The organism is Pandoraea faecigallinarum, from assembly GCF_001029105.3.
Taxonomy (GTDB): Bacteria; Pseudomonadota; Gammaproteobacteria; order Burkholderiales; family Burkholderiaceae; genus Pandoraea; species Pandoraea faecigallinarum.
Map to the genome: position 1 here is coordinate 4,212,736 of NZ_CP011807.3, position 26,651 is coordinate 4,239,386.

The window sequence follows — 26,651 nt, forward strand, 5'->3', positions numbered from 1 at the left end:
GGCCCGGCGAATCAGGTCACCGGTGCCGGGTTGAAAAGGGTGAGCGCGTTGTGCAGCCCCCATCGCTCGGCCCATGTCTTCTCCCCGCTCGCCACGGCGAGCATGAGGTGAAACAACTGCCAGCCGATGTCCTCGATGGTGGCTTCGCCGGTCGCGATGCGCCCGGCGTCCACGTCCATCAGGTCGTGCCAGCGGCGGGCCAGATCCGAGCGCGTCGCCACCTTGATGACAGGCACTTCCGCCAGGCCATAGGGCGTGCCGCGCCCCGTCGTGAACACGTGCAGGTTGATCCCGGCCGCGAGTTGCAGCGTGCCGCAAATGAAATCGCTGGCCGGTGTCGCCGCGTAGATCAGGCCGCGCTGGTGGGCACGATCGAGTTTCGCGCCCGGCGATACCACGCCATGAATCGGTCCGGTGCCCGACTTCACGATCGATCCCATCGCCTTTTCCACGATGTTCGACAACCCGCCACGCTTGTTGCCGGGTGTGGTGTTGGCACTGCGGTCGACCCGTCCGCGCTCCAGATAAGCGTCATACCAGGCCATCTCGCGGATCATCGCTTCGGCGACTTCGGGGGTGGCCGCGCGTGACGTCAGTTGATCGATGCCGTCGCGCACCTCGGTAACCTCGGAGAACATGACGGTCGCGCCGGCGCGCACCAGCAGATCGGTAGCGAAACCAACGGCGGGGTTGGCCGTCACTCCGGAGAACGCATCGCTGCCACCGCACTGCACACCCACAACGAGTTCGGACGCAGGCACCGTCTCGCGCTGCCGGGCATTCAGGCGCTCCAGATGCGTACGCGCCGTCGACAGAATCGACTCGATCATCGACATGAAGCCGACGTGCGCCTCGTCTTGCAGACAGACCGTGTCGGGCTTGCCGCCGGCACCGGCGCTGCCGATGGGGATGCTCCCCGCCGGGAGCAGACGCTCCGGCTGCAACTTCTCGCACCCGAGACTCACCACCATCACTTCGCCGCCGAAGTTCGGATTGGTGGAGATATTGCGCAATGTGCGAATGGGCACGATGGCGTCGGGCGCATCGATGGCGACACCGCAGCCGTAGGAATGCTCCAGCGCGACCACATCGTCGACGTTGGGATATTGCGGCAACAGCGTGTCCTTGATCCGTTTGACCGCAAAGTCGACGACGCCCGCCACGCATTGCACGGTGGTCGTGATCGCGAGAATGTTACGCGTGCCGACGGAGCCGTCCGCGTTTCGATATCCCTGAAAGGTGAAGCCCTCAAGCGGCGGCAGTTCGGCAGGCACACGCGTGCTGATCGGCAGACGGTCCAGCGACGGCGCCCCGGGCATCGTCAGATTGCGCTCGTTGACCCAACTACCGGCCGGCAAGGCTTGCGCCGCGTAGCCGATGACCACGCCGTAGCGAATCACCGCCGCGCCTTCGGCCAGATCGGTCAGCGCAACCTTGTGACCTTGCGGCACGGCGTCCACGAGTGTGAGCCCATCCGCAAACCGGCTGCCGACCGGCAATCCACCGTCGTTCACCACGATGGCGACGTTGTCCTGCGCCTGCATCCTGATATAGCGCGGCGCGTTCTTCGCCGCCTGCACCACGCCGCCCGTGTCCTTCGTCGATGCCATGTTGCCCGTTCCTCCCCTTGATCCTCCCGCGCCGCCGAAGACGACACTCGCCGTCGCCGAAGCAGGCGATCCGTCGCATCGTGACAGCACAGGCACCAAAACCGGCGACGGTCGTTGATATTCGCTCAATCGCCCATCACTTATGCGTCATCATACATCTAGATGCCCTGCTGTGCGCGGACTTACACACATTCGCCGCCCTTGGGAAAAACCCTTTCCCGATCTTTTTGCGGGTTTATCCCACTGCGCTTCGTACGGTCAAGCCTCTTGTTCCTGCTCATGACATGTTATACGATGACATATAACTCAGCGCCGAGCGCTGGTTGAGCGCTTTCTTTATTCATCGAATCCGGCCTCATGGCCGACAGGAACTCTTGAAATGACCGCACCTCAAGAACTCAAGCAGATCGTCTCGGACGGCTTGTTGTCTTTCCCCGTGACAGACTTCGACGCGAACGGCGACTTCAATACCCGCAGCTATGCCGCGCGTCTGGAGTGGCTCGCGCCGTTCGGGGCGACGGCGCTCTTCGCGGCGGGCGGCACCGGCGAGTTCTTCTCGCTCACGCCGCGGGACTACAGCGCCGTCATCAAGACGGCCGTCGACACGTGCGCCGGCAAAGTGCCGATTCTCGCCGGGGCGGGCGGGCCGACGCGTCTGGCCATCGAATACGCCAGGGAAGCCGAGCGTCTGGGGGCCAAGGGGGTGCTGCTCATGCCCCACTATCTGACCGAAGCGAGCCTGGACGGCATTGCCGCTCACGTTGAGCAGGTCTGCCAGGCGGTGAACATCGGTGTGATCGTGTACAACCGTGCGAACTCGAAGCTCGGTGCGGACCATCTCGAACGTCTGGCCGAAAAGTGCCCGAACCTGATCGGCTTCAAGGACGGTGTCGGCGACATCGAACGCATGGTGCAGATTCGCCGCCGCATGGGCGATCGCTTCTCGTATCTGGGTGGCCTGCCGACCGCCGAGGTCTATGCAGCGGCCTATCGCGCACTGGGCGTGCCGGTGTATTCGTCGGCCGTCTTCAACTTCATTCCGAAGACGGCGATGAAGTTCTATCACGCCGTGTGCAACAACGATCAGCAGACGATGGGCCATCTGCTCGACACGTTCTTCCTGCCGTATCTGGAGATTCGCAACCGCCGCGCCGGTTATGCCGTGAGCATCGTCAAGGCGGGCGCGAAGCTGGTCGGCCGCGACGCCGGCCCGGTGCGCGCCCCGCTCACCGATCTGCTGCCCGCCGAGCTTGAAGCGCTCGACGCACTGATCCAGAAAGTCGAAGGCTAAGGAGTCGCCCCATGCAGATCACCGGTGAGATGTTGATCGGCCGCGACGACGTGCGCGGCAGCGCGGGCACGCTCGAGGCGTTCGATCCGTCGCGTGGCGAGCGCCTGACGCCGTCGTTCGGCGCAGGCACCGTGCAGGACGTCGAGCGCGCGTGCAATCTGGCGCATGCCGCTTTCGATCTGTTCCGTTCGCTGCCCCTGGCCCGGCGCGCCGAGTTTCTGGAAGCCGTGGCGCAGGCGATCCTCGATCTGGGCGACGCGCTCATCGAGCGGGCACACGCCGAGACGGGCTTGCCCCTCGCCCGTCTTCAAGGCGAGCGCGGGCGCACCGTCGGCCAGTTGCGGATGTTTGCCCGCGTGGTGCGCGACGGACATTTCCTCGACGCCACCATCGACCCCGCCCAGCCTGCTCGCGAGCCGCTGCCGCGCAGCGACCTGCGGCTCGCGAAGATCGGCCTCGGTCCGGTGGCCGTGTTCGGCGCAAGCAACTTCCCGCTGGCGTTCTCGGTGGCAGGGGGCGACACCGCATCGGCGTTCGCAGCGGGCTGCCCGGTCATCGTGAAGGCGCACTCCGCACATTTGGGCACGTCGGAACTCGTTGCGCGCGCCATTCGGCGCGCCGTACAGGCACTCGACCTGCCCGAAGGCGTGTTCTCGCTACTCGTGGGCGAGCGCGCCGTGGGCGAAGCGCTGGTGGCGCATCCGGCCATCGCGGCAGTCGGTTTCACCGGCTCGCGCACCGGCGGTCTCGCACTGCAACGCATCGCACAGTCGCGCACGGCCCCAATCCCCGTGTATGCCGAGATGAGCAGCATCAACCCGGTATACCTGCTTCCCGAAGCGCTGACGGCGCGCGGCGACGCCATCGCCACAGGCTTCGTCGAATCGCTGACGATGGGTGTCGGCCAATTCTGCACGAACCCGGGGCTGGTGCTCGGTCTCGCGGGCGACGCACTCGAACGGTTCTGCCGAACAGCCGCCGACGCCCTCACGGCGAAGGCCGCGGGCACCATGCTCACGCCCGGCATTCAACAGGCCTACGACAGGGGCGTAGCGCGTCTGCGCGACGAGTCCAACGTGACGCTCGTTGCGCGCGGCCGGCCGGGCGGCGCGTGCCAGGGCCAGGCGGCGTTGTTTCGCGCCACGGCGGCCGAATTCCTCGCCACGCCGGCGCTGCACGACGAGATGTTCGGGCCGGCGTCGGTCGTGATCGCCTGCGAGACGATTGACGAGATGATCGCGATCACGGAACGTCTTGAAGGCCAGTTGACGGCAACGCTGCAACTCGACGCGGGCGACACCGCAACGGCGCGGCGTTTGCTGCCGAGTCTGGAGCGGCGCGCCGGACGCATTCTCGCCAACGGGTTTCCGACCGGCGTCGAAGTGTGTCACGCGATGGTGCACGGCGGTCCGTTCCCGGCGACGTCGAATGCAATGTTCACGTCGGTCGGCGCATCGGCCATCGATCGCTTCCTGCGTCCCGTGTGCTATCAGGATCTGCCGGATGCGCTCTTGCCGGAAGCGCTGCAAGAGCGCAATCCGCTCGGCCTGTGGCGACTTCGCGACGGCGCGCTCGTACAGCGGTAGCGCAACAGCGAGCATGGCGAGTGCGTCGCCATGCAGCCGCCTGAGCGGAGCTCACGATGGGCGATCAGACGAATGAGAGGGAGCGGACGCCACCGACGGCAACATGCTGTACAGCGGTGTGACGGGGCCGTCGGCAAGCGTCCTGGCAACCGCCTTGAGATCGGCCGACCCGGGGGCGCCGATTAACGCGTAGCCAATCTGGCCCTTGCGCCACGTCACCACGCCCATGCTGTCGATCGTCTGCTCCGCAAGCCCCTGGTCCGGGCGCGCGTCGTGCACCATGCACAGCGCGACAGGGTCGCCCGTTGCCGGGAGATACACCATCTGCACCAGCGCACCGTTCTTCCAGCGCAACCGTTGCACGCGCTTGAACGTCAGCCCCTGTGCACGAAGATCCGGCACGCTGATGTCGAGCTTGTCGTTCTGGCGGATATCGCTGACGGTACGCGCTGTGTCACCGTCGTCCACATGAATCGAGGCCACCGTGTCACGCGCATACAACTGCTGATACTCGGCAGCCGCACGCACCCACGTGCGCCCCGCTTCCGGTTTCGGCGACACCGAAACGGTCATGACGCCGCCTGCCCCTGCCGGGTGCATCAGGGCCGAGAGCCATGGCAACGTGACGGCCGTCGCCGCCACGCCGGCCGCGAACGCCGCGGCGAGCCACCACGGACGCACGCGCCGGGCGTGAGGCGCGTCGTTGGCCGCCGGTACGTTATGCGGTTCGTCGACACGCACGGGCGCCGCGGCATCCACGGGCTTCACCGGCGCGGGCGTCTCCGACACCGGCTGGGATGTCGCCAAGGTTGGCGACGTTGGCGACGCCGCCGTCCGGCGTTGTGCGTGCACGCGCAGCAGCGCGTCGAGGCTCGCCGTCAGCCGTTCCGGGACCGGCGGCATGACTTGCGCGGCGAACGTCTCGCGATACGGCAGGCGCGACGCGCGCAGCGACTCCAGTGCATCGGTCAGTTCGGGAGACGCGGCGATTGCCGCTTCCACTTCCGCCCGCTGCGCGGCGGGGAGCGTGCCGTCAGCGTATGCGAGCAGGCGGATATCGTCTTCGTTCATCACGCGTCCTCCTCACGTGCGCCGAGCGCGGGACCGGCACGATGCTCACGCGGTGCGAGGTCTGCGAGGCGGGGCTGCCCATCGGGGTTGCGAAATTGCTCGCCGATGGTACGGCGGGCGCGCGACAGACGGCTCATCACCGTACCGACAGGCACGTCGAGCACATCCGCCGTCTCCTGATAACTCATCCCCTCCACGGCCACGAGCAACAGCACGAGCCGCTGCGCTTCGGGTAGACGGTCCACCGCGCCGAAGATCTGGCGATAGCTGGCGAGATCTTCGGGCGTGGACGCCTGAAGATCCGGCACGGCGTCGACGTCCGCTTCGTCCCACGCGAGACTTCCGCGCGAACGCACGCGACGCGCGCGGATCTCGTCGATCCACGTCGTGTGCACGATGCTGAACATCCAGCTCAACGCCGAGGTGCCCGGCCGCCACTGGTGCACGCGCTCCAGCGCATGCACGCAGGCGCGTTGCACGAGATCCTCGGCATCGTGGCGATCGCCCGCAATGCGCAAGGCGAATGCCCAGAGGCGGGGCAGCAGAGCGGGTAGCAAGCTGGGTAAATCCTGACCGGTCATCGGCGAATTTCCTGGCGGAGGGGGCCTGACGGCAGGCGAGTCCGACGCGTCGCCGGCGAAGGCCGACGACGCTTGCCGCGAAATTATACTGAGCCGCCGCGACTTTGCGCGCACTGTCCCGGCAGGCCGGCATGCCAACACCCTCGCGCTCCCGTCAGGTTCCCCGAGCGCCTCGTCTACGCCGGATCAGGGCTTGACGACGTGCCACACGTCCTTGACGCCATCGCCCTTCCTGTCGCCGGCAGCGGTGTCCTTCACGAACAGATACAGTGGCTTGCCCTTATAGGCCCACTGCTTCGTGCCGTCGTCGCGCGTCACGACGGAATAGTCGCCTTCGGCTTTCGCACCGGCATCGGCCGCGACAGGCGGCCAGGCGCCTGCGCATTGACCGTTGCACGCGCTCTTGCCGTTACCTGCCACGTCGTTGTCGAACGTATAGACGGTGCGATTCTGAGCGTCGACCAGCACGCCATTGGCAGTCTTGAGGGGGACTTCCGCATGCGCTGCGGCGGCCGCGAACAGACCGGCGGCAGCCACGAGGCCGGCGAGTACAGCGGACATCGATTGACGTTGGTTCATGACTTTGGCTCCTGAGTGAAATGTCGTTGTCGACACTCTCAGAACGCCTGGCGCCGGCGCTTTATTCCACCGCATTTTTTTATATTTTTCTGCTGCATCGCAGCAGGGGGGCACGGAGCGGGCACGGCGCCCGCCCCCCCAACGTCCTACTCGCCCTACTCGCCCTTCGGCGCTTCCTTCACGCGGCTGACCAACTGCGTCGGGCTCACGAATTGCAGCGCAATGAGCACCCACAGCAGCGTGATGGCCATGTAGATCATGGCCATCGCATCGATGGACTGCGGGGCTCGCACACCGGTCGAGAACACCGCGTAGTACAACGCGACCACGAGCGTCTGCGTATCGGGTCCCGCGGTGAAGAATGTCAGCTCGAACATGCCGATCGTGCGCACCAGCACGAGCAACCCCGCAGCGAGAATGCCCGGCACCAGCAGCGGCAGCAATACGTGACGAAAGTACTTGAACGTGTTCGCTCCGAAGATACGCGCCGCCGACTCGAGATTCGGATCGATCTGCTCGATGAACGGCGTCATCACCAGAATCACGAACGGCAACGATGGCACGAGGTTCGCGAGAATCACGCCCGTGAGCGTGCCGCCCAGCCCGGCCTTGTAGAGCACCGTCGCCATCGGAATGCCGTACGTGACCGGCGGCACCATCAACGGCAGCAGGAACACCAGCATCGCAAGCTTCTTGCCGGGGAACTGTGCACGCGCGAGCGCATAGGCCGCAGGCACGCCCAACGCAATCGACAGCAGCACCACAGCACCGACAACTTCGACGGTTACCCACAGCACGCCAGCGAGCTGAAAGTCACGCCACGCCTGCGCATACCAATGCAGCGTGAAGCCTTCGGGCAACGGCGTGCCGAACCAGCGCGTGGCGAACGAATTCATCGTGACGGTGGCGATCATGAGCGCCACATTCGCGAGGAAGAAGATCATCGTGCCCCACACCAGCATCCGCCACAGGCGCGAGCCCGGCCCCTCCCGACGCATCTTCCGTCGCACTTCCGGTGCGGCCGTCGAGGGACGCCGCGACGCCTGCGTTACCATGAACTCTCCGTTCTGCGCGGCCAGAGTACCGGCCAGATTCCTGTCTGCGCCGCTCATCCCTTACCTCCCGTCGTCGGGCCGCTATAGAACGCCCGGCGTGCGCCGAGCATACCCGCCACGATCAACAGCTGGACGAAACCCATCACGATCGCCACGCACGATGCGAGCGAATAGTCGTAACTCTCGAACGCCGCTTCGTACGCCGCAATCGATACCACGCGCGTGGCTCCCGCAGGCACCCCGAGCAGCACCGCAGACGGAAATACCGAGAACGCCTGCACAAACGACAGACATGCCGCCATTGTCATCCCCGGCACCAGCAACGGCAGATAAATGAGACGGAACTGCTGCCACGGCCCGGCGCCGAGGGTGCCGGCGGCACGGGCGAGCGTCGGATCGATCCCCGTCACGTACGACAGGATCAGCAGGAACGCGAACGGGAAGCCCGAAATCACCAGCGAGATCAGTACGCCCCAGTAGTTGTGTGTCAGCCGCACTTCGTCGCGATACAGACCCAGCGCGTGCAACGCCTGCGGGAACCAGCCGTTCGGACCGTAGTAGGTGAGCATGCCGTCCGCAATCAGTACCGTGCCGAGCGTGACGGGGATCACGAGCAACATCGTCACGAATTTCGACGCACGCGTGCTCTTGCGCAGGGCAAACGCTGCCGGAATCGAGGCCCCCACGTTGATGAGCGTCGCGGGCACGGCGAGCTTGAGCGTGATGAGCACCGTCGGCCACAGCGCCGGCTCGCTGAAGAACTTGAGATAGTTCGCGAAGACGCCGCCGCCTTCCATCGGCTGAAACGACAGGAACAGCCCGTACGCGAACGGATAGACGAACATTGCCACCAGACACACAAGCGCCGGCGCAACGAGCCAGCCGCGCCCGTCGGCACGCGGCGCAGGCGTCATGGACGCCGGGGTGCAAGCCGCGGCACTCATGCAAGTTCCCCTGCATAAACAAGCGTGCGCTCGGCCGGCACCCGCAGCGGCACACGCTCGCCCACGGCAAAGTCACCGGGCAGACGCGCATACAGCGGCCCGAACGGCGATGCGACTTTGAGCAGCGAATCGCGGCCACCGTACTCCACCGTCTCCACGACCGCCTCGAATGCGTTGTCGTTGGCCGCGGGCGCACGCTCGAAGTCATCCGGGCGAATCGCCACGCTGACCTTCCCGTCGGCCTTGCCTGCGCTGGCCGGCGGGTCCATAAGCACGCCGTCGAACGACGCACCGCCGCACGACACGCGCGCGCGCGCGCCCTGCGCCGATGTGATCGACACGTCGAGCACATTGCGGTAGCCCATGAAGCGGGCCACGTGCAGGTTGCGCGGGCGCCCGTACACGTCGCGCGGCGCACCGATCTGCTGCACCACGCCTTCTTTCATCACCACGATGCGGTCGGCCATGGACAGTGCTTCGTCCTGATCGTGCGTGACGTAAATGGTGGCGCGATCGAGTTTGCCGTGGATACGGCGGATGTCGGCGCGCATCTCGATACGCAGCTTCGCATCGAGGTTCGACAGCGGCTCATCCATGAGCACCACCGGTGGCTCGATCACGATGGCGCGCGCAATCGCGACACGCTGCTGCTGCCCGCCCGACAGTTGCCCCGGCAGCTTGCGCTCGTGCCCCACGAGCTGCACGAGTTGCAGCGCTTCGCGCGCACGTTTCTCGATCTCGGTGCGCGGCACGCCGCGCATGCGCAAACCGAAGCCCACGTTATCGAGCACGCTCATGTGCGGGAACAGCGCGTAGTTCTGGAACACCATGCCGAAGCCGCGCTTCTCGCTAGGCAGTCCGTCGATGCGCTCGTCGTCGAGCCAGATCGCGCCGCCGGTCAGCGGGGTGAGTCCGGCAATACAGTTGAGCGCCGTCGACTTGCCGCAGCCCGACGGGCCCAGCAGCGCAATGAATTCACCCCGCTCGATGGTCAGATCGAGGCCGTTCAAAGCGGCCACCGACTGCCCTTCCGCGTTGGTGAAGCTGCGCGCAACGTTATCGAGGCGCAGTTGCTGAAAGTTGTGCTTCATGACGAAACCCTTATTTCGACTTCTGCGACCCGATCTCGGCATCCCACTTCTGGAATGCGGCCACCATCGCCGTTGCATCGAGCGGCACGGCATGCGGGAAGTCGGCGATGAGCTTCGCGTATTCCGGACGGCCGTACTTCGCAATGGTTTCCTGGCTCTTCGCAGGCGCCGCGGACAGCGGCACGTCCTTCACCGCGGGGCCCGGATAGAAGTAACCGTCGTCATACGTGAGCGCCTGCTGCGCCGGCTCCAGCATGAAGTTGATCAGCTTGACGATCACGTCCATCTTTTCTTTCGACACCCCCTTGGGCACGACCATGTAATGTGCGTCGTTGACCCACGTGAACCTGTCGAACGACTGCACCTTGAAGCTGGCCGGCACAATGCCGAGCGCGCGCGGGTTGATGTCCCAGCCGGTCACGGTCACCGTCATGTCGCGGCTGCCCTCGCCAAGCTCCTTCATCACCGCCGACGTGCCGCCCGGATAGTACGGAATGCACGTATCGAGTTCCTTGAGAAACGCCCACGTCTTGTCCCATCCCTTGATCGGATCGTGCGGATCCTTGTCGCCGAGCAGATATGGCAACCCCATCAGAAACGTGCGTCCCGGCCCCGAGTTGGCCGGACGTGCGTAAATCAGCTTGCCCGGATTCGCCTTGCACCACGCGAGCAGCTCGGCGGGTGTCTTCGGCGGGGTCGTGACCTTCGCCGGGTTGTATTCGACAAGCGGGCCGGCAGGCATGAACGTCACGGCCAGACCGTAACCCTTCGACAGCTCCTGCATCGCGCGCACGTTGGGCGCGTATTTGTCGAGCACGCCCGGCAGCCTGGCGCTGTAGTCCGGCAGCAGACGTTGCCAGAGGTTTTGCTGGATACCGGCGGCCAACGCATCGGTGCCCGTCAGCACAATGTCGATGTCGGAGCGGCCCGCGGCCTGCATGGCCTTGATCTTGCCGGGCAGTTGCGGCGCGGGAGCGTTGGTGAAGGTGATTCTGGAGACAAGATCCGGATACTTGTCGCGAAACGCCTCGAAACCCTTTTGCGTGAGCGCCAGATTGCCCGCAACGTCGACTACGTTCAGCGCGACCGGCGCGGCGCTCGCGGTGCTTGCCACGCTTACCCATATTCCCCACACGGCGGCACATGCCACGCGCCCGAGCGTGCGTTGCCGGAATCCCCTGCGACTGAAGGCCATGCTGTCTCCTTTTGGTTGAATTCTCGTAAGTCATCATATGACTTGGATTCGCAATTTGCAATTGGGAGACGCGCCAAATCGCCTCAGAGATTTCCCTAACAAACGACGAAACCCTTGTTTTCTCGGACGTTTTACCAAGGATTCATCAGGACGCCGATCATTTCTCAGGGATTTCACCGATAGAGAGATGCTCAGTGCGTCACCTACACTACGGCCAGTCATACGATGACGTAAAAGCAACACGAACCGCGATATAGACGACGCAGATAACGTCGCCACCAACGCCACATTCCTGGTGGAGACCGAGGAAAAGTTGCCGTGAAAATCCAGCGCATCACGATCACCCCAATTGCCTTTCGCGACCCGCCGCTGCTCAACGCTGCGGGGATTCACGAGCCGTACGCCCTGCGCTCGATCATCGAGATCGAGACAGACAACGGGCATGTCGGACTGGGAGAAACGTATGGCGACGCCCCGGTGCTCGCCCTGCTCGAGAACACTCGGCCGCACCTGATCGGCATGGACCCGTTCGACACCAATGGGCTGAGGGCGCGTGTCGCGGCCGTGGTACGTGATGGCGTGAGCGGCGAGCGTGTGGAGTACGAACTTGCGCCCGGCACGGACCCGCGCAAGGACGCCGAGAAAATCTACTCCGCGTTCGAAGTGCCGTTTCTCGATTTGCAGGCGCGGCATCTCGGCATTCCGCTCGTCGAATTGCTGGGCGGCGCCGTGCGCGACGAAGTGCAGTACAGCGCGTATCTGTTCTTCAAGTACGCGCAGCACATCGATTCGCCATATGCCCCCGACAGTTGGGGAGAGGCGTTGAACGCGGCGCAGCTCGTCGGGCAGGCGCGCTTCATGATCGACACTTATGGCTTCGGCAGCATCAAGCTCAAAGCCGGGGTGCTCGACCCGATGGAAGAAGTGAAGTGCCTCAAGGCGCTCAGGCAGGCGTTCCCGGACAAGCCGCTGCGCATCGATCCGAACGGTAACTGGTCGCTCGCTACCGCCATTGCGATGGGGCGCGAGTTGGCTGGCGATCTCGAATACTACGAAGACCCGACGCCCACGCTCGAAGGCATGGCGGAACTGCATCGTGCGACGGGCATGCCGCTTGCCACGAACATGGTCGTCACCGACCTGAGGCAATTCCGCGAGAACGTGCGCCTGAACGGCGCGCAGATCATCCTCTCGGATCACCACTACTGGGGCGGTCTGCGCGACACGCAACTGCTCGCACGCATGTGCGAGACGTTCGACATCGGCTTGTCGATGCATTCCAACTCCCACCTCGGCATCAGTCTGATGGCCATGACGCATCTGGCCGCGAGCGTGCCTCGCCTGTCGTACGCCTGCGACACGCACTACCCCTGGCAGGAGGCCGACGAGGAAGTCGTACGCGGGGGAAAGATCGCCATTCGCAACGGTGCGGTTGCCGTCACGAAAGCGCCGGGGCTCGGGCTCGAAATCGATCGCGATCAATTGGCCAAGTTGCACGAGCAATATCTGCGCTGCGGGTTGCGCACGCGCAACGACGCCGTGCAGATGCGCAAGTACCGGCCCGGCTGGAGCGGCAAGGCACCCCGCTTCTGATCCGGACATGGGCGGCGCCCCGCAAGTGGATCGAATCGACACACGGAACACCACGGCAGCACCTTGCAAGGCTCACACCGGGGCCAGGCAGCACGCATCGCCTTGCATCACCTGAAAAAAGCGAAGTCCAGGAAAACACATCACAAGAGGAGAAGTCGTGAGACATTCGAAACTGCTTGCCGGGCTCGTACTGGCCGGTCTCGCCGCCGGGGCTGTGCCGACGTTTGCCCAGTCGAACGTGACGCTGTACGGGATCGTCGACGATGCGCTGACATACAGCAGCAACCAGAACGGCAAGTCGAACACGTATCTGCGCAACGGCAACCTCGCGGGCAGCCGCTGGGGCCTGCGCGGCACGGAAGATCTCGGCGGGGGCACCAAGGCGCTCTTTCAGTTGGAAAACGGCTTCGACGTCAATAACGGCGCCTTCAGTTCGTCGGGCTTGATGTTCAACCGTCAGGCGTTCGTCGGCCTGAAGAACGACAGCGCCGGCACACTGACCATCGGCCGTCAGTACTCGCCGTACTACCTCATGGTCGGCACCATCGGCCCGGTCGCCTACTTGACGGGCGCCACCGGGGCGCATCCGGGCGATATCGACGGGCTCGACACGACCATCCGCATCAACAACTCGGTCACGTACACCTCGCCGGTGCTGTGGGGCGTGACGGCCAGCCTGCAATACGGCTTCGGCGGTCAGCCCGGCGCGATGGGCAAAGGCAACACGTTCTCCGGCGCGCTGCGCTACGACGGCGGCCCGCTCTCGCTCGCGGCCGGTTACCTGCGCCTGAACAACGTGGGCGGCGGTACCACATGGAATGGCGCGTCGACGGGCGTGCCCAGCACCTCTGCCGTCAACCAGGGCTACATGACGGCGGACTCGCTGCAACACATTGCGTTGGCGGGTATCTACACCCTCGGCAACGTGACGCTGGGCGCGAGCTACAGCAACGTGCAGTACAAGCCGGGCGCGGCGTCGTTGTTCCACGACAGCGCCATCTTCAACACGGCGGGCGTGCATGCGTCGTGGATCGTGGCGCCGCAGTGGCGTCTGGCGGCAGCGTACAGCTACACGGCCGCATCGAAGGCCAACGGCATCACCGACGCCGCCACGTATCATCAGGTATCGCTCGCACAGGTCTATTCGCTGTCGAAGCGCACGTCGCTCTACGCGCTCGAAGCCTGGCAGCACGCCAACGGCAAATCGCTGTCGGCCAATGGGGTGAGCATCATCAATGCCGGCCCGGTGGTCGGGGACTCGCAGAACAGCACGCCCTCGGCGACGAGTTCGCAGTTCGTCGGCATGCTCGGGATTCGCGTCGATTTCTGATGCCATCCCGTTCGTAGCGAAGCTGTCCGGTCCGACGCCGTGCGCGTGTCGGCCCGGACGGTCTTGAGTGGTCGCGAGAAGTCGCACAATGTCGTATTGCCGGCCGCCGGTGCCCGGTGTTTTCATGGTTGTGGCATTGGCGGTCGGTTCTTATCGGTTGTCGTATGTATGCGACGGTCGATAAGGTAAACTGGGGGCGTTTTTCGTCTTTATCGTCACCCATCCATCCAACCGACGCCATGTCCATGACCAGCCCGTTGCCCGCACGTCCTCGCCGCAAGTCTCGCAGCCTCACGGAGGAGGTGGTGAGTGCCTTGTCCGAGCAGATTCGCGCCGGCACGTTCCGCCCGGGCGACAAGTTGCCGACCGAGTCGGCCATCATGGAAAGTCTGGGCGTCAGCCGTACCGTCGTGCGCGAGGCGATTTCGCGGCTGCAAGCGGCACAACTGGTCGAGACACGTCACGGCATTGGCACTTTCGTGCTCGAAGCACCGCGCGAGAACGCGCTACAAGTCGATACCAACAGCATTCTCACGATGCTCGACGTGATGGCGATTCTGGAGTTGCGCATTTCGCTGGAAACCGAGGCTGCCGGTCTGGCAGCGAATCGTCGTACCGATACGCAGCTCAAAGCGATGCGCCAGGCGCTGGACGATTTCGAAATGCACGTGCGCGAGCGCACGGGCAACGCGGTGACGGCGGATGTCGCCTTTCACCTGCAAGTGGCGAGCGCGACCGGCAACCGCTACTTCCACGACATCCTCGAACAACTCGGCAACACGATCATCCCGCGCACGCGCGTGAATTCCGCGGCGCTCGCCGACGACGATCAGGTGTCCTATCTGAACCGCGTGAATCGCGAGCACGAAGACATCTACAACGCCATCGCGCGGCGCGACCCGGAAGCAGCGCGCGCCGCTATGCGAACGCACCTCACCAACAGCCGCGAGCGTCTGCGCCGGGCGCAGGAATCGGTGGGCACGCAAAGCTGACCACCGGCGACGCAAGGACTTCACGGCTCGGGCCACCCCAGGCGCTCAGGCGCCTTTCTTTTTGCCTGTCACGCCGTCCACGCTTTCTCATCCCGCTCGGTAAACCTCGCCGCGCACCGCGCGGTAATCGTCTTCGTCGATTTCACCGGCACGCCCCTTGAAGTAACAAAACCGGCGCAGAAAAAGAAAAACCCCTGTAAATACAGGGGTCTAGATGGAGGCGGGAGTCGGAATCGAACCGGCGTACACGGCTTTGCAGGCCGCTGCATGACCACTCTGCCATCCCGCCATCGGGATATGTGCCGCATTGTAACCGCTCGCTGTTGCCATCGAGGGCGCCCTTCGGATCGATCGCCGTGGGCTTTTCGGCAAATAAAAAGGGAAGCCAGGCTTCCCTCCGGATTTGGAGCGGGAGACGAGTCTCGAACTCGCGACCTCAACCTTGGCAAGGTTGCGCTCTACCAACTGAGCTACTCCCGCATGACACCAAACACCAAGGATTCACTCACTCAATGTCCAGTGTAAAAACTGGAGCGGGAGACGAGTCTCGAACTCGCGACCTCAACCTTGGCAAGGTTGCGCTCTACCAACTGAGCTACTCCCGCATTGTCATGCGTACTACCAATCCACTAACTTCTTAAAACTTCGCTGCCGGGCTAACGCCGTAGCAGCGAGAAGGAGATTATGTCGAAACCGCGATTCAGTGTCAAGCACCTGCACTGAAAATTTGTGAAGATTTTTCTCCTCCACCGCGCAGTTGCCGCATACATCCCCCACTTTCAGAGACTTATGCTCACATCTGGCCGCCGCCACGCTCGCGAATCTGCGGCCAGGCGCGGCGCAGATAATACAACATCGACCACAGCGTGAGAACCGCCGCCACGTAAATCAGCCACGTTCCCCAGAACCGGGAATCGAAACGCAATCCATTCCACGCCACCGTCCCGTTGAACAGCAACAGAGGAATCGCCACCATCTGCGCCGCCGTCTTGATCTTGCCCAACTGATGCACCGCGACGCTGCGCGACGCGCCGATCTGCGCCATCCACTCGCGCAATGCCGAAATCGTGATCTCACGACCAATGATGATCAACGCCACCAACGCATTGATCCGCCCCATCTGCAACAACATCAGCAGCGCCGCCGCCACCATCAACTTGTCCGCCACCGGATCGAGAAACGCACCGAACGCCGACGTCTGATTCCAGCGTCGCGCCAGAAATCCGTCGAACCAATCCGTGAGCGCCGCCAGCACGAAGACCGCACACGCCACCCAGTTCATCTCGACCGTCGATAACCACGTGTTCGGCAAGTAATAGACGCCGACCACCAGCGGGATCAGCACGATCCGGAGCCAGGTCAGGAATATGGGGACATTGAAAGGCATGGCAGCATGAGTTCGGCAAACGGCAGTCGACACACGGCGCGCTCGGCAGCCGTACCAGACCCGCATTGTGCCGTGTCTGCCCCGTAGCGACAAGGCCGCGGCACCTCACACTTGTTGACATGTGCGTCAGTGTGCCCCTATCTTGCTCGCAACATCACGCCAATAGCGCCGATCTCGTGAAACTGCCCCGGCCCCTGACCGCCTTGCGTAACACTGTGCGTGGTGCTCTGCGCCAGCCACGGCTCCCGGCCCACGTTCTCATCGCTGCGCTCGTCGGCATCGACGGCCTGTTGCTCGTCGCCTCCGTCCTGCTGCGTGTGCCCGGCTCGCTTCTCATCGACCTTTTCGTACGCGGTGACCTTTCCGCACTGGAGCGCATCGAAGCCACGCATCTGCCCCGGCTGCTGTTCGGGCTGACCGCCATCGAGCGGATCGATTTTTCACATCTGCCACGCGCTCTCGTCGGCCTGGCGCTAGTCGCGCTGGGCTGCGGACTCGCCATTCGCGCCCGCACCGCGTGGGCGTTCACGCTGGTGATGCTCACGCTCGCCGCCGCCATCGATTTCCATCTCGACATCCGCTTCGATCTGACGTTCGTCCTCTCGGTCGTCTGTCTCGGCCTGCTGCTCGGGTACTGGCGCGAATTCGACCGCGCAAGCTTTGCCGCAGCGACGCTCTACACGCTCGTGGCCGTCTTCGCGCTAATGGTCTACGCAACGTTCGGCACGATGTACCTCGGGCGCGAGTTCAAGCCCCACGTCGTCGATCTGGCCACCGCCTTTTACTTCGCCATCGTGACGATGACGACCGTCGGTTATGGTGACATCGTGCCCGTATCGACCCACGCACGCCTTTTCACCGCGTCGGTCATCATCTTCGGAATCAGCGTGTTCGCAACCTCGCTCTCCGTGGTCATCGGGCCGCTCGTCGGGGGCAACCTCAAGAAAATTCTCGCGGGGAGATTCACTCACGTGATACGAAAGAACCACTTCATCGTGGCCGGCGCGTCGCCACTTGCGGTCAATGTCCATCACGAGCTTACCAAGCGCGGATGGGCGGTCACGGTCATCATCGCGGCCGGCGTGGACAGTCCCTATCCGGAAGCGGCCGACGTCATGCACGGCGACGCGAGCGACAACGCCGTGCTCACGCAAGCGGGTATCGCACACGCCAGGGCGGTGTTGGCGCTGCGCGCAGACGACTCGGAAAACGCCTTCATCGTGCTGGCGGCCAAGGAGATCGCACCCGCGGTGCGTACGATCGCATCGGTCAACGACAGCAAGCACCTGAGCAAACTCAAACGCGTGCAGCCGGATATGATTTTCGCGCCGCCCGTGGTCGGTGGCGAACTTCTCGCGCGCACGCTTTCCGGTGAGACGGTCGATAACGAGACCGTCATGCGGTTGCTGTTTCACGGGGATACGTGACGACGTAGGGACGTACGAACGTAAGGACGTACCGACGTAGCGCAAGGCAGCACACGGTGCAGCGGTGTAGCCCGCGCCGCATCAGTGAAGTTGACGGTAAATCTGCTCGGCAAGCGTGGTCGAAATACCTTCGACACTCGCCAGTTCATCGATGCTTGCCGACGCCACGCCCTGCAAGCCGCCGAATCGCATGAGCAGACGCTGACGTCGCTTCGCCCCGATGCCTTCGATCTCTTCGAGCCGCGACGTCTGACGCGCTTTCGCCCGCTTGGCCCGCATGCCGGTGATGGCGAAACGGTGCGCCTCGTCACGAATCTGCGCGATCAGCATCAGTACCGCGCTCTCGCGCCCCAGTTCCAGCGGTGCGCGGCCATCCGCGAAGATCAGCGTTTCGAGGCCCACCTTGCGTCCCTCGCCCTTCGCCACGCCGACCAGCCGGCCAATGTCGATGCCCAGCTCGACGAACACCTGGCGCGCCACTTCCACCTGCCCTTTTCCACCGTCGATCAGCACCAGTTGCGGCAGGTTGGCTTCGACATCCGAGGTATCCGCTGCGGCAGACAGCGCCGATGTGCCCACGTCGGCCGACTCGGTATCGGCAACCACGGAGGTGCCGGCTTCCGCGCGCGCCACGTCGGCGGCCACCGAAGTCGGATCGGCCATATCGGTCACACTGGCCACAGCCGCTTCCATGAGACGGCCGTAGCGGCGCGTGAGCACCTGTCGCATCGCGGCGTAGTCGTCGCCCGGCGTAATGCCCGTAATGTTGTAGCGACGATATTCGCTCGTCTGCATCTTGTGATGATGGAAGACGACGCAGGACGCCTGCGTGGCCTCGCCCTGCGTATGACTGATGTCGAAGCACTCCACTCGCAGCAAGGCCGGGTCGTCGATGTCGAGCCCGATCGTCTGCACCAGTTCGCGCGTGCGCGACTGCTGGCTGCCCTGCTCCGTCAACAATCGCGTGAGCGCCAGCTGCGCCCCTTGCAGCGCCATGTCGAGCCACGCACGGCGTTGCCCCTGAGGTTGTCGCACCATGGCAATACGGCGCCCTGCCTGCTCGGACAAGGCCGTCAGCAGTTCGTCGTTGGGCAGCGCGTGGCTCACGATCAGCACCGGCGGCACGGACTGCCCCAGATAGTGCTGCGCGACGAACGCTTCGAGCAGGCGCGATTCGAGCGATGCCGACGGAGTATCCGAGGGCATGTCGACGATCTCGCCCGGCGAGGCGGCAACGTCCGCGCCTTCGTCGGGCGCACCCTGCGCCACCGCCTCGTCTTCCTCGAATTCGTCGGCAATACCGCCTTCGACGCCGCGCTCCACGTGCGCCGGGAAGTACGCCTTGTCGCCGAGGTGCCGGCCGCCGCGCACCATCGCAAGGTTCACGCAGGCACGACCGCCCGCGTAGGCCACCGCGAGAATGTCGGCATCGACGTCACCCGCCGTTTCGACGGACTGCTGCTGAAGCACGCCGGAGAGTGCCTGCATCTGGTTGCGCACGACCGCCGCCTGCTCGAACTGAAGCGCTTCGGCGTACGCCATCATTTTTTCTTCCAACGCACCGAGGACTTCGTTCTGACGGCCCGAGAGGAACGCGGCCGCGTTGTTCACGTCCCGCGCGTAGTCTTCGTCCGTGATTGCACCAACGCACGGCGCGCTGCATCGCTCGATCTGGTTGAGAAGACATGGCCGCGTGCGATTCGAGAAGACCGAGTCCTCGCAGGTACGCAACTGAAAGACCTTTTGCAGAATCTGAATGCTCTCGCGCACCGCCCAGGCACTCGGAAACGGTCCGAAATACTGACCGCGCCGATCCACCGAGCCACGGTAGTACGCCATGCGCGGATACTTATGCTGCGTGAGCTTGAGGAATGGGTATGACTTGTCGTCGCGAAACAGGATGTTGTAACGCGGATGCAGCGCCTTGATGAGGTTGTTCTCGAGCAGCAGCGCCTCGGTTTCCGAGCGTGTGACCGTCGTTTCGAGCTTCGCGATGCGTGCCACCATCAGCGCGATACGCGGCGACAACTGCGTCTTGTTGAAATAGCTCGACACGCGCTTCTTGAGATTTCTCGCCTTTCCCACGTAGAGGACGTTGCCCGCCGCGTCGTAATAGCGGTAGACGCCCGGCAAATTCGGCAATTGCGCGAGTACTTTGCGGGCGTCGAACAAGGGAGTGTCGTTGGCGTCGCCGGTCGATGTCGACGCAGTCGCGGATTGCGCGGCGTCGCGACCCGGCTCGCTTGAGGCGGATCGGGTTTTGCGGGGCTTGCGCGGCGGCGTGACGTCGTGGGCGTCTTCGGTCATGAACTCGGCGATCGGTGCGTCCCAAGGGAATGCGGGCGTAGCGGCACGGCGCGCAGTGACGCGAATTGCGTCGGCGCGCGACATCGTCGTCACGCGTCACAGGGACTAGAATCAGAAGTTTAGACCAATCCGCGTTTCCGCTTCTCAATGTCCCTGCCCGCTGCGTCTCCTTCCGCCACCGCGACTTCAGGCGCGCTCCCCCTTGTGCCTCGTTGCGATCTTTTCTGTACCGTCGTCGACAATTTCGGCGATATCGGCGTGTGCTGGCGGCTCGCACGGCAACTCGTTCGCGAGCATGGCTGGTCGGTCCGGCTGTGGGTCGACGACCTCGCGAGCTTCCGTCACCTGCGTCCGGACCTCGATCCGGCACTTGCCCGGCAGCGTTGCGATGGCGTGGACGTGCGCCGCTGGGATGCCGACTTCGGCCCGATCTCCGAGGCCAATGCGCCGGGCGATGTGGTGATCGAAGGGTTTGCCTGCCATCTTCCGAAGGCCTATCTCCACGCGATGCACGCCCGAAAAAAGGCGGGCAACGCGCCGGTGTGGATCAATCTGGAATATCTGAGCGCAGAAAACTGGGTCGACGATTTTCATTTGCAGAAGTCGCTTCATCCCCAGTTCGGACTCGTCAAGACGATTTTCATGCCGGGATTCACCGAGCGGACCGGCGGGCTCATTCGCGAACGCGAGCTATTTTCCCGGCGTGAGGCGTTTCTCGCGTCTGCCGGGCTGCGCAACGCCTGGTGGCAGCGCGCGGTCGGTCTGCCGGCCGCGCCGCAGGGCGCCCTGGTCGTGTCGCTGTTCGCGTACGAAAACGCCGCGCTCCCGGCACTGCTGACGCAATGGGCGCAAAGCACAACGCCTATCGTCTGTCTGGTGCCCCAAGGCCGCATCGCGCCAGCCGTCGGTGAGTGGTTCGGACGCCATGCGCTCACCGCCGGCGAATCGGCGGCACGCGGTGCGCTCACGGTGCATGGCCTGCCGTTCGTTGCGCAAAACGACTTCGACGCACTGCTGTGGGCCTGCGACCTGAATTTCGTGCGAGGGGAAGATTCGTTCGTACGCGCGCAATGGGCGGCGAAACCATTCGTCTGGCACATCTATCCGCAAGCCGAAAACGCTCATCACGTGAAGCTCGACGCCTTTCTCGAGCGATATCTCGCGCATTCGTCGCCGGCGGATACCCCGTTGGGAGGCGATGCGCGCGAAGCGCTGCGCACCTTCTGGCACCTCTGGAACGGATACGCCGGGACGCCCCCGAACTGGACGGCATTGGCACTGGCATTACCCGAACTTAATCGCCATGCGCAGCGATGGGCGAGCACTCAGGCGAGCTTGCCGGACCTCGCTCGACAGTTGGCAAGCTTCGTGGAAAATCAGGTAAAATAACTGGTTTTTCAACGCTTTGCTGCTGAACCTGCTGCTCCGAGTCGCTTTGGGCGGACACGGGAATCAAGCGGCGAAGGGGCGTATGGAAGCGCTCAACAAGCGGCAAATCGCTTATTTCGTCACAGGATCTCGTTTTTTTATGAAAATCGCTCAAGAACTCCGCGTCGGCAACGTCTTCATGCTCGAAAATGAGCCGCACGTCGTGCTTCGCACCGAATTCGTCAAGTCGGGCCGTAACTCCAGCATGGTCAAGCTGAAGTACAAGAAGCTGCTGAAGGAAGGCCGCGGTGAATTCACGTACCGCGCCGACGAAAAGTTCGACACCGTCACGCTCGACAAGAAGGAAGTGACCTACTCGTACTACGCCGACCCGATGTACGTGTTCATGGACGCCGAGTACAACCAGTACGAAGTCGAAGCCGAGAACATGGACAACGCGATCAAGTATCTCGAGCCCGACATGCCGTGCGAAGTCGTGTTCTACAACGATAAGGCCATCTCGGTCGAACTGCCGACGACGCTCATTCGCGTGGTCGAGTATACGGAACCGGCTGTCAAGGGTGACACCTCGTCGGGCAAGGTCCTGAAGAACGCCAAGATCAACGATCTGCTCGAAGTCCAGGTTCCGCTGTTCGTGAACACCGGCGACAAGATCGAAATCGATACGCGCACCGACGAATACAAGAGCCGCGCCTAAGCGTCGGCTTGCGACCGCAGCGCCCTTCGGGGCGCGCGGTTTGTCAGATGACAAAAAAGCGCTCGTCCCTTCGGGGTCGAGCGCTTTTTGTTTGGGCCTGCGGCTGCCGGCTGCCTTTATCCCCCAAACGTCTCCGCGATCAAACGCTTCGCCGCCTGATACTCCGCCTGCGCCAGCATCTTTTCCCAGCCATGCGCCTTGCCACGGCCTTGCAGATGCTTGATGCGACGCTGCGATACGGTGTCCGTCACCGGCTTCATCTCGCGCAGCAGACGGTCCGCCTTATCAGGGCTATTGCAGATCAGCACCATGTCGCAACCGGCATCCAGCGCAGCGTGCGCGGCGCTCACCACATCGCCCGCGGCACTTGCGCCTTGCATCGACAGATCGTCACTGAAGATCACACCGTCGAAGCCGTACTTGCCGCGCAGGATCTCCTTGAGCCATTTGGCCGAGAAGCCGGCGGGATTCGGATCGACCTGCGGATAGATCACGTGCGCCGGCATCACTGCCGACAGCGACATGCCGAGCCAGCCGTACGGCTGCGCATCCACCGAAAGGATTTCGTCGAGCGAACGCTCATCGACAGGAATCTCGTGATGCGAATCGGCGGCGACGAAACCGTGTCCCGGGAAGTGCTTGCCGCAGTTCGCCATGCCGGCGAGCAGCAGTCCGTGGTTCAGGCTCTTGGCGAGCATCGCGACGACGCGCGGGTCGGCGTCGAACGCACGATCGCCGATCACGGTCGACGTGCCGTAATCCAGATCCAGCACCGGCGTAAAGCTCAGATCGATGTCGCACGCACGCAGTTCGGAAGCCAGCACGTAGCCCACGGCTGTCGCCACACGCGTCGCCTGGAACACGTCCTCGTGCCAGAGCTTGCCCAGCTTGCCCATCGCGGGCAAATGCGTGAAGCCATCGGTGCGGAAACGCTGCACGCGTCCGCCCTCATGATCGACGGCGATCAGAATATCGTCGCGCACGTCGCGAATCTGCTTGGTCAGCGAGCAAAGTTGCGCCCGGTCATCAAAGTTGCGGGCGAACAGAATCACACCCCCGGTCAACGGATGGTCGATGCGACGGATGTCGTCTTCGCTGAGGGTCAGCCCGACGACGTCCAGCATCACCGGGCCAGGCCTGCGCTTCGTCATTGCGTTTTCTCCGATGCAATATTGCCAATGTGGCTTAAGTTACCTAACGGGCGAGAGGCGATCGCGAACGCGACTGCGTAGTCCTTCTCGTCCGTGATCGAGATCTCGATCGACAGTTGCCGCTCGGCCAGCCACTGTACCAATTCGCCCGAGGCCACAACGATCGGTTTGCCCGATGGCGCATTCAGGGTCTGCACCGCGCGCCATGTCATGGGCCAGCGCATGCCAAGGCCGATGGCCTTCGACACCGCTTCCTTCGCTGCGAATCGCGTACACAGGTATGCCAGTCCCCGCGCTTCCGAGCGCTTCTGACGTGCGTGATAAACCTTGAGTTCCTCGGGACCGAGCACACGCGCCGCGAATCGCCCGTTCGTGCGCGTCATCACGCCCACGACGCGGCTGATTTGCAGGATATCGGTGCCGATGCCGTAAATCGTCGTCGCCACTTGCGCGGGCGTAACAGGGTTACCGTGCGCGGAAGACGCGGAAGACGCCGAAGATGCGGCCCTGGCGTCCGGCAACGGGGAAGACGGTGGCGTCGGTTCGCTCATGAACGTGGCATCGCGTGGTACGTCGATGAAAGCGGCAAAGGGACCGCGAGGTTATGCGACGGACGCATCGAGGCGCACCGCGTCAGCCGCGCGCGGCGACGCGACTGGCGACCATGATCGCCTTCATCTCGCGCACGGCATTTTCCCAGCCGGCAAACAGCGCGTGAGCGACGATGGCATGTCCGATATTCAACTCCGAGATACCTTCGATGGCGGCAATCGGCTGCACGTTCTCGTAGTGCAGGCCGTGGCCCGCATTCACGCGCAAGCCGAGCGACACTCCGAGCGCGACGGCACGTTCGATGCGAGCAAACTCCGCCTCGCGGGAAGCTTCGTTGTGGGCTTCGGCGTAACGGCCCGTATGCAGTTCGACGACCGGCGCGCCCATGCGAGCCGCAGCGCGAATGGGTGCTTCATCGGGATCGATGAAGAGCGATACGCGGCTGCCGGCTTCGCTCAATTGCTTCGTCGCGGCCGCGATACGGTCGTAAAGCCCCACGACGTCCAATCCGCCCTCGGTCGTGAGCTCCTGACGGCTCTCCGGCACCAGGCAAACATCGTGCGGCTTTACGCGGCAGGCAATCGCCAGCATTTCTTCCGTGACCGCACATTCGAGGTTCATGCGCGTGATCAGCTTGTCGCGCAGATTCGTCACGTCCTCGTCGCGAATATGACGACGATCTTCACGCAGGTGCAACGTGATCACGTCCGCTCCCGCCTCTTCGGCCAGCAGGGCAGCCCGGATCGGGTCCGGATAAGCCGTACCACGCGCGTTGCGCACCGTTGCGACGTGATCGATGTTGACCCCGAGATCGATGGAGTTGCCTTGAAAGAAGAGGCTCATAGTTTTTGCAGGTCGAGCAGGATCTGCCGGGTATTGAGCGGTACGCCGCCCAAGTGATGGTTGAGAAGAAAGCGCATGAGCAGCTTGCTTTGCTGTACGGTCTGCGCTCGCGAATAGTCGTCTTGCTCCATATCGAGCAATGTCTGCCCGATGACCACGGGCCAGTCGGACGGCTCGTCGCCCCGCGCCGGACGCACTCCCCAGTCGGGATGAAACACGTAACGACGATCCGGTGTGACCTGGCCGCGCGTTTGCGTGCAGCGATCGAACGCCACGGCATACCCGGTCTCCCGCAGCAACACGCGCTCGAACGCTCTGAGAATGATGCCCGCCGGCTCACCATGCGCGAGATGGTGCAGTGTCGTCAGATAGTGCTGAAACAATTTGTCGTGCGGGTCGTCGCGCGCGCAGAATTTCACCAGCAATTCATTCAGGTAGAAGCCCGAGAGCAAAGCGTCGCCCTCCAGCGGACGCAAACCGCCCACCCACTCCGCCTTCGTCAGCGTACGCAACTCGCCTTTGCCCAACCAGGCGAGCGAGAGCGGCTGAAACGTCTGAAGTACGCCGCGCAGCGCCGAATGCGGCCGCTTGGCCCCCTTGGCCACCAGCGCGATGCGGCCGTGATCCCGGGTCAGAACGTCGATGATCAGACTGGTTTCTCGATAGGGATAACTGTGAAGGACAAACCCGGGCTGCTCCGTCACGCGGCTCTGTTCGCGCTCGGCCACGCGGGCGGGCGACGGCGCACGCCGGACCCGCTTGCCCTCGGGCTTGGTGCCGTGATCGGTGTCCGCCCGGGTGCTGGCGTTTGCGTCAGGCCTGCCGGCGCGAGCGTCGCGCCCGACGCCCCGGACGTTGGCTTCCGCCTGCCGAAAAGCCTCCGACGCTTCGTCGTCCACCGCACGCGTAGGCGCACTGCGCGACTGACGCACCGATCGTGCCCCCGGCGTCGCCGACGACGCGGCACGCGATGCTCGCGACGCGCCTCCCGCCGCTGTCAATTCGACAGGAACGGCAACGTCTTCGCGTGAGGTGTCGAGTTCACTCGTAGCCATATGCCCGCAGGCCGGCGTCGTTGTCGGCCCACCCGCTCTTCACCTTGATGAAGACTTCCAGATACACCGGGCCGTCGAAGAGCTTTTCCATGTCGTGACGGGCATCGGTGGAAATCTGCTTGAGCTTCGCACCCTTGCTGCCGATGATCATCGCCTTGTGGTTTTCGCGCTCGACCAGCACGCTCGCAAAGATGCGGCGCAACCGGCCTTCCTGCTCGTATTTGTCGATGATGACGGTGCTCGTGTACGGGATTTCGTCGCCGGTCCAGCGGAAGACCTTCTCACGCAGGATTTCCGCCGCCATGAAGCGTTCGCTGCGATCGGTCAGATCGTCCTCGCCATAGATCGGCTCGCCTTCGAGCAGGTACGGACGCAACACACCGAGCAAGCGCTTGATGTCATCCGCACGCTTGGCCGACAGCGGCACGATTTCACGGAAATCGCGCGCCTCGCCGACCTTGCGCAGGAACGGCAACATTTCCGCCTTGTCGGCAATGCGATCGAGCTTGTTGACGATGAGCAGTACCGGCGTGGTTTCCGGCAGCAGATTGAGGACCTTCTCGTCGTCCGGACCAAACGTGCCGGCTTCGATCACGAACATTACGACATCGACGCTTGAGAGCGTAGAGGTCACTGCGCGATTGAGCGAGCGGTTCAGGGCTGTCGCGTGGCGCGTCTGGAAACCCGGGGTGTCGACGAAGATGTACTGCGCGTCTTCGGTGGTATTGATGCCGGTAATGCGATGTCGCGTCGTCTGCGCCTTGCGCGACGTAATGCTGATCTTCTGACCGACGAGGGCGTTGAGCAATGTCGACTTGCCGACGTTAGGACGCCCGACGATCGCCACGGTGCCGCAGCGAAAATCCGTCTTATCGTTCATGATTGGAAACTCTCTTGAATAGGGGCCGGCGTCTCGCGCTTGTCC

At 63.6% G+C, this 26,651-nt stretch carries 23 protein-coding genes and 3 tRNA genes; 8 read left to right on the forward strand and 18 right to left on the reverse strand.

Going from position 1 to position 26,651, the window contains the following annotated elements; all coding sequences use genetic code 11:
- Positions 1-11 precede the first annotated feature (11 nt).
- Positions 12-1,610: a galactarate dehydratase gene (gene garD / locus AB870_RS18475; RefSeq protein ID WP_047905820.1), complete on the reverse strand. Its 1,599-nt coding sequence runs from the start codon at positions 1,608-1,610 to the stop codon at positions 12-14.
- 379 nt (positions 1,611-1,989) lie between these two features.
- On the opposite strand from garD, the gene kdgD reads away from it, so the two are divergent.
- Both kdgD and AB870_RS18485 read left to right on the forward strand, forming a co-directional pair.
- The gene (kdgD, locus tag AB870_RS18480; protein ID WP_047905821.1) at positions 1,990-2,901 is read left to right on the forward strand and encodes a 5-dehydro-4-deoxyglucarate dehydratase; all 912 of its coding nucleotides are present in this window, start codon (positions 1,990-1,992) and stop codon (positions 2,899-2,901) included.
- Positions 2,902-2,912: 11 nt separating this feature from the next.
- On the forward strand, positions 2,913-4,487 hold the full coding sequence (locus AB870_RS18485; RefSeq protein WP_047905822.1) for an aldehyde dehydrogenase (NADP(+)): 1,575 nt from the start codon (positions 2,913-2,915) through the stop codon (positions 4,485-4,487).
- Between the two features lie 51 nt (positions 4,488-4,538).
- Here AB870_RS18485 and AB870_RS18490 read toward each other — a convergent pair whose 3' ends face one another.
- The 7 genes from AB870_RS18490 to AB870_RS18520 form a co-directional block, all read right to left on the reverse strand.
- The gene (locus AB870_RS18490) at positions 4,539-5,558 is read right to left on the reverse strand and encodes an anti-sigma factor family protein (RefSeq protein ID WP_047905823.1); all 1,020 of its coding nucleotides are present in this window, start codon (positions 5,556-5,558) and stop codon (positions 4,539-4,541) included.
- A complete protein-coding gene (locus AB870_RS18495; protein WP_047905824.1) occupies positions 5,558-6,139 on the reverse strand; it encodes an RNA polymerase sigma factor in 582 nt (193 codons plus the stop codon). The genes AB870_RS18490 and AB870_RS18495 overlap by 1 nt, the downstream gene beginning before the upstream one ends.
- A 186-nt stretch (positions 6,140-6,325) precedes the next feature.
- Positions 6,326-6,718 carry a COG4315 family predicted lipoprotein gene (locus AB870_RS18500; RefSeq protein ID WP_084663863.1) on the reverse strand — a complete coding sequence of 131 codons (393 nt, stop codon included), beginning with the start codon at positions 6,716-6,718 and terminating at the stop codon, positions 6,326-6,328.
- Between the two features lie 155 nt (positions 6,719-6,873).
- The gene (locus AB870_RS18505; RefSeq protein WP_418304011.1) at positions 6,874-7,716 is read right to left on the reverse strand and encodes an ABC transporter permease; all 843 of its coding nucleotides are present in this window, start codon (positions 7,714-7,716) and stop codon (positions 6,874-6,876) included.
- Between the two features lie 110 nt (positions 7,717-7,826).
- A complete protein-coding gene (locus tag AB870_RS18510) occupies positions 7,827-8,717 on the reverse strand; it encodes an ABC transporter permease (protein ID WP_047905825.1) in 891 nt (296 codons plus the stop codon).
- Positions 8,714-9,808, reverse strand: coding sequence for an ABC transporter ATP-binding protein (locus AB870_RS18515; protein WP_047905826.1), 1,095 nt, complete (start codon positions 9,806-9,808; stop codon positions 8,714-8,716). Before AB870_RS18515 ends, AB870_RS18510 begins: the two co-directional genes overlap by 4 nt.
- Positions 9,809-9,818: 10 nt before the next feature.
- A complete protein-coding gene (locus AB870_RS18520) occupies positions 9,819-11,003 on the reverse strand; it encodes an extracellular solute-binding protein (protein ID WP_047905827.1) in 1,185 nt (394 codons plus the stop codon).
- A 318-nt stretch (positions 11,004-11,321) separates the two neighbouring features.
- Between AB870_RS18520 and AB870_RS18525 the strand changes: the two genes are divergently transcribed.
- The 3 genes from AB870_RS18525 to AB870_RS18535 all read left to right on the forward strand — a co-directional run bounded on the left by AB870_RS18525 (position 11,322) and on the right by AB870_RS18535 (position 14,918).
- Positions 11,322-12,596, forward strand: coding sequence for a glucarate dehydratase family protein (locus AB870_RS18525; protein WP_047905828.1), 1,275 nt, complete (start codon positions 11,322-11,324; stop codon positions 12,594-12,596).
- A 157-nt stretch (positions 12,597-12,753) separates the two neighbouring features.
- Positions 12,754-13,926, forward strand: a complete 1,173-nt coding sequence (locus tag AB870_RS18530; RefSeq protein WP_047905829.1) for a porin — start codon at positions 12,754-12,756, stop codon at positions 13,924-13,926.
- A 245-nt stretch (positions 13,927-14,171) separates the two neighbouring features.
- A complete protein-coding gene (locus tag AB870_RS18535) occupies positions 14,172-14,918 on the forward strand; it encodes a FadR/GntR family transcriptional regulator (RefSeq protein ID WP_047908409.1) in 747 nt (248 codons plus the stop codon).
- 215 nt (positions 14,919-15,133) lie between these two features.
- Here the strand turns inward: AB870_RS18535 and AB870_RS18540 are convergent.
- From AB870_RS18540 to pgsA, 4 genes are all read right to left on the reverse strand, one after another.
- Positions 15,134-15,207: transfer RNA gene (locus tag AB870_RS18540), tRNA-Cys, on the reverse strand.
- Positions 15,208-15,322: 115 nt separating this feature from the next.
- Positions 15,323-15,398, reverse strand: a tRNA-Gly gene (locus tag AB870_RS18545).
- Positions 15,399-15,447: 49 nt separating this feature from the next.
- Positions 15,448-15,523: transfer RNA gene (locus AB870_RS18550), tRNA-Gly, on the reverse strand.
- Positions 15,524-15,711: 188 nt separating this feature from the next.
- Entirely contained in the window at positions 15,712-16,305 is a 594-nt protein-coding gene (gene pgsA, locus AB870_RS18555) for a CDP-diacylglycerol--glycerol-3-phosphate 3-phosphatidyltransferase (protein ID WP_047905830.1), read from the reverse strand.
- Between the two features lie 215 nt (positions 16,306-16,520).
- Here pgsA and kch point away from each other — a divergent pair, with 215 nt between their 5' ends.
- Complete coding sequence (gene kch / locus AB870_RS18560) at positions 16,521-17,732, forward strand: voltage-gated potassium channel protein (protein WP_053059715.1); 1,212 nt, start codon at positions 16,521-16,523, stop codon at positions 17,730-17,732.
- 81 nt (positions 17,733-17,813) lie between these two features.
- On the opposite strand, the gene uvrC is transcribed toward kch, so the two are convergent.
- Positions 17,814-19,904, reverse strand: coding sequence for an excinuclease ABC subunit UvrC (gene uvrC, locus AB870_RS18565; protein ID WP_047908411.1), 2,091 nt, complete (start codon positions 19,902-19,904; stop codon positions 17,814-17,816).
- A gap of 288 nt (positions 19,905-20,192) precedes the next feature.
- Here uvrC and earP point away from each other — a divergent pair, with 288 nt between their 5' ends.
- Positions 20,193-21,428 carry an elongation factor P maturation arginine rhamnosyltransferase EarP gene (gene earP, locus AB870_RS18570; RefSeq protein ID WP_047908412.1) on the forward strand — a complete coding sequence of 412 codons (1,236 nt, stop codon included), beginning with the start codon at positions 20,193-20,195 and terminating at the stop codon, positions 21,426-21,428.
- A gap of 139 nt (positions 21,429-21,567) precedes the next feature.
- Positions 21,568-22,125, forward strand: coding sequence for an elongation factor P (efp, locus tag AB870_RS18575; protein ID WP_047908413.1), 558 nt, complete (start codon positions 21,568-21,570; stop codon positions 22,123-22,125).
- A 116-nt stretch (positions 22,126-22,241) separates the two neighbouring features.
- On the opposite strand, the gene nagZ is transcribed toward efp, so the two are convergent.
- The 5 genes from nagZ to era all read right to left on the reverse strand — a co-directional run bounded on the left by nagZ (position 22,242) and on the right by era (position 26,606).
- Positions 22,242-23,276 (reverse strand): beta-N-acetylhexosaminidase, encoded by a 1,035-nt coding sequence (nagZ, locus tag AB870_RS18580; RefSeq protein WP_047905831.1) that lies wholly within the window; start codon positions 23,274-23,276, stop codon positions 22,242-22,244.
- A complete protein-coding gene (acpS, locus tag AB870_RS18585; protein ID WP_418304012.1) occupies positions 23,273-23,659 on the reverse strand; it encodes a holo-ACP synthase in 387 nt (128 codons plus the stop codon). The genes nagZ and acpS overlap by 4 nt, the downstream gene beginning before the upstream one ends.
- Before the next feature lie 250 nt (positions 23,660-23,909).
- Entirely contained in the window at positions 23,910-24,671 is a 762-nt protein-coding gene (gene pdxJ, locus AB870_RS18590; RefSeq protein ID WP_047905833.1) for a pyridoxine 5'-phosphate synthase, read from the reverse strand.
- Positions 24,668-25,603 (reverse strand): DNA repair protein RecO, encoded by a 936-nt coding sequence (gene recO, locus AB870_RS18595; protein ID WP_418304013.1) that lies wholly within the window; start codon positions 25,601-25,603, stop codon positions 24,668-24,670. Before recO ends, pdxJ begins: the two co-directional genes overlap by 4 nt.
- A 109-nt stretch (positions 25,604-25,712) precedes the next feature.
- Positions 25,713-26,606 (reverse strand): GTPase Era, encoded by an 894-nt coding sequence (gene era / locus AB870_RS18600; protein ID WP_047905835.1) that lies wholly within the window; start codon positions 26,604-26,606, stop codon positions 25,713-25,715.
- Positions 26,607-26,651 lie beyond the last annotated feature (45 nt).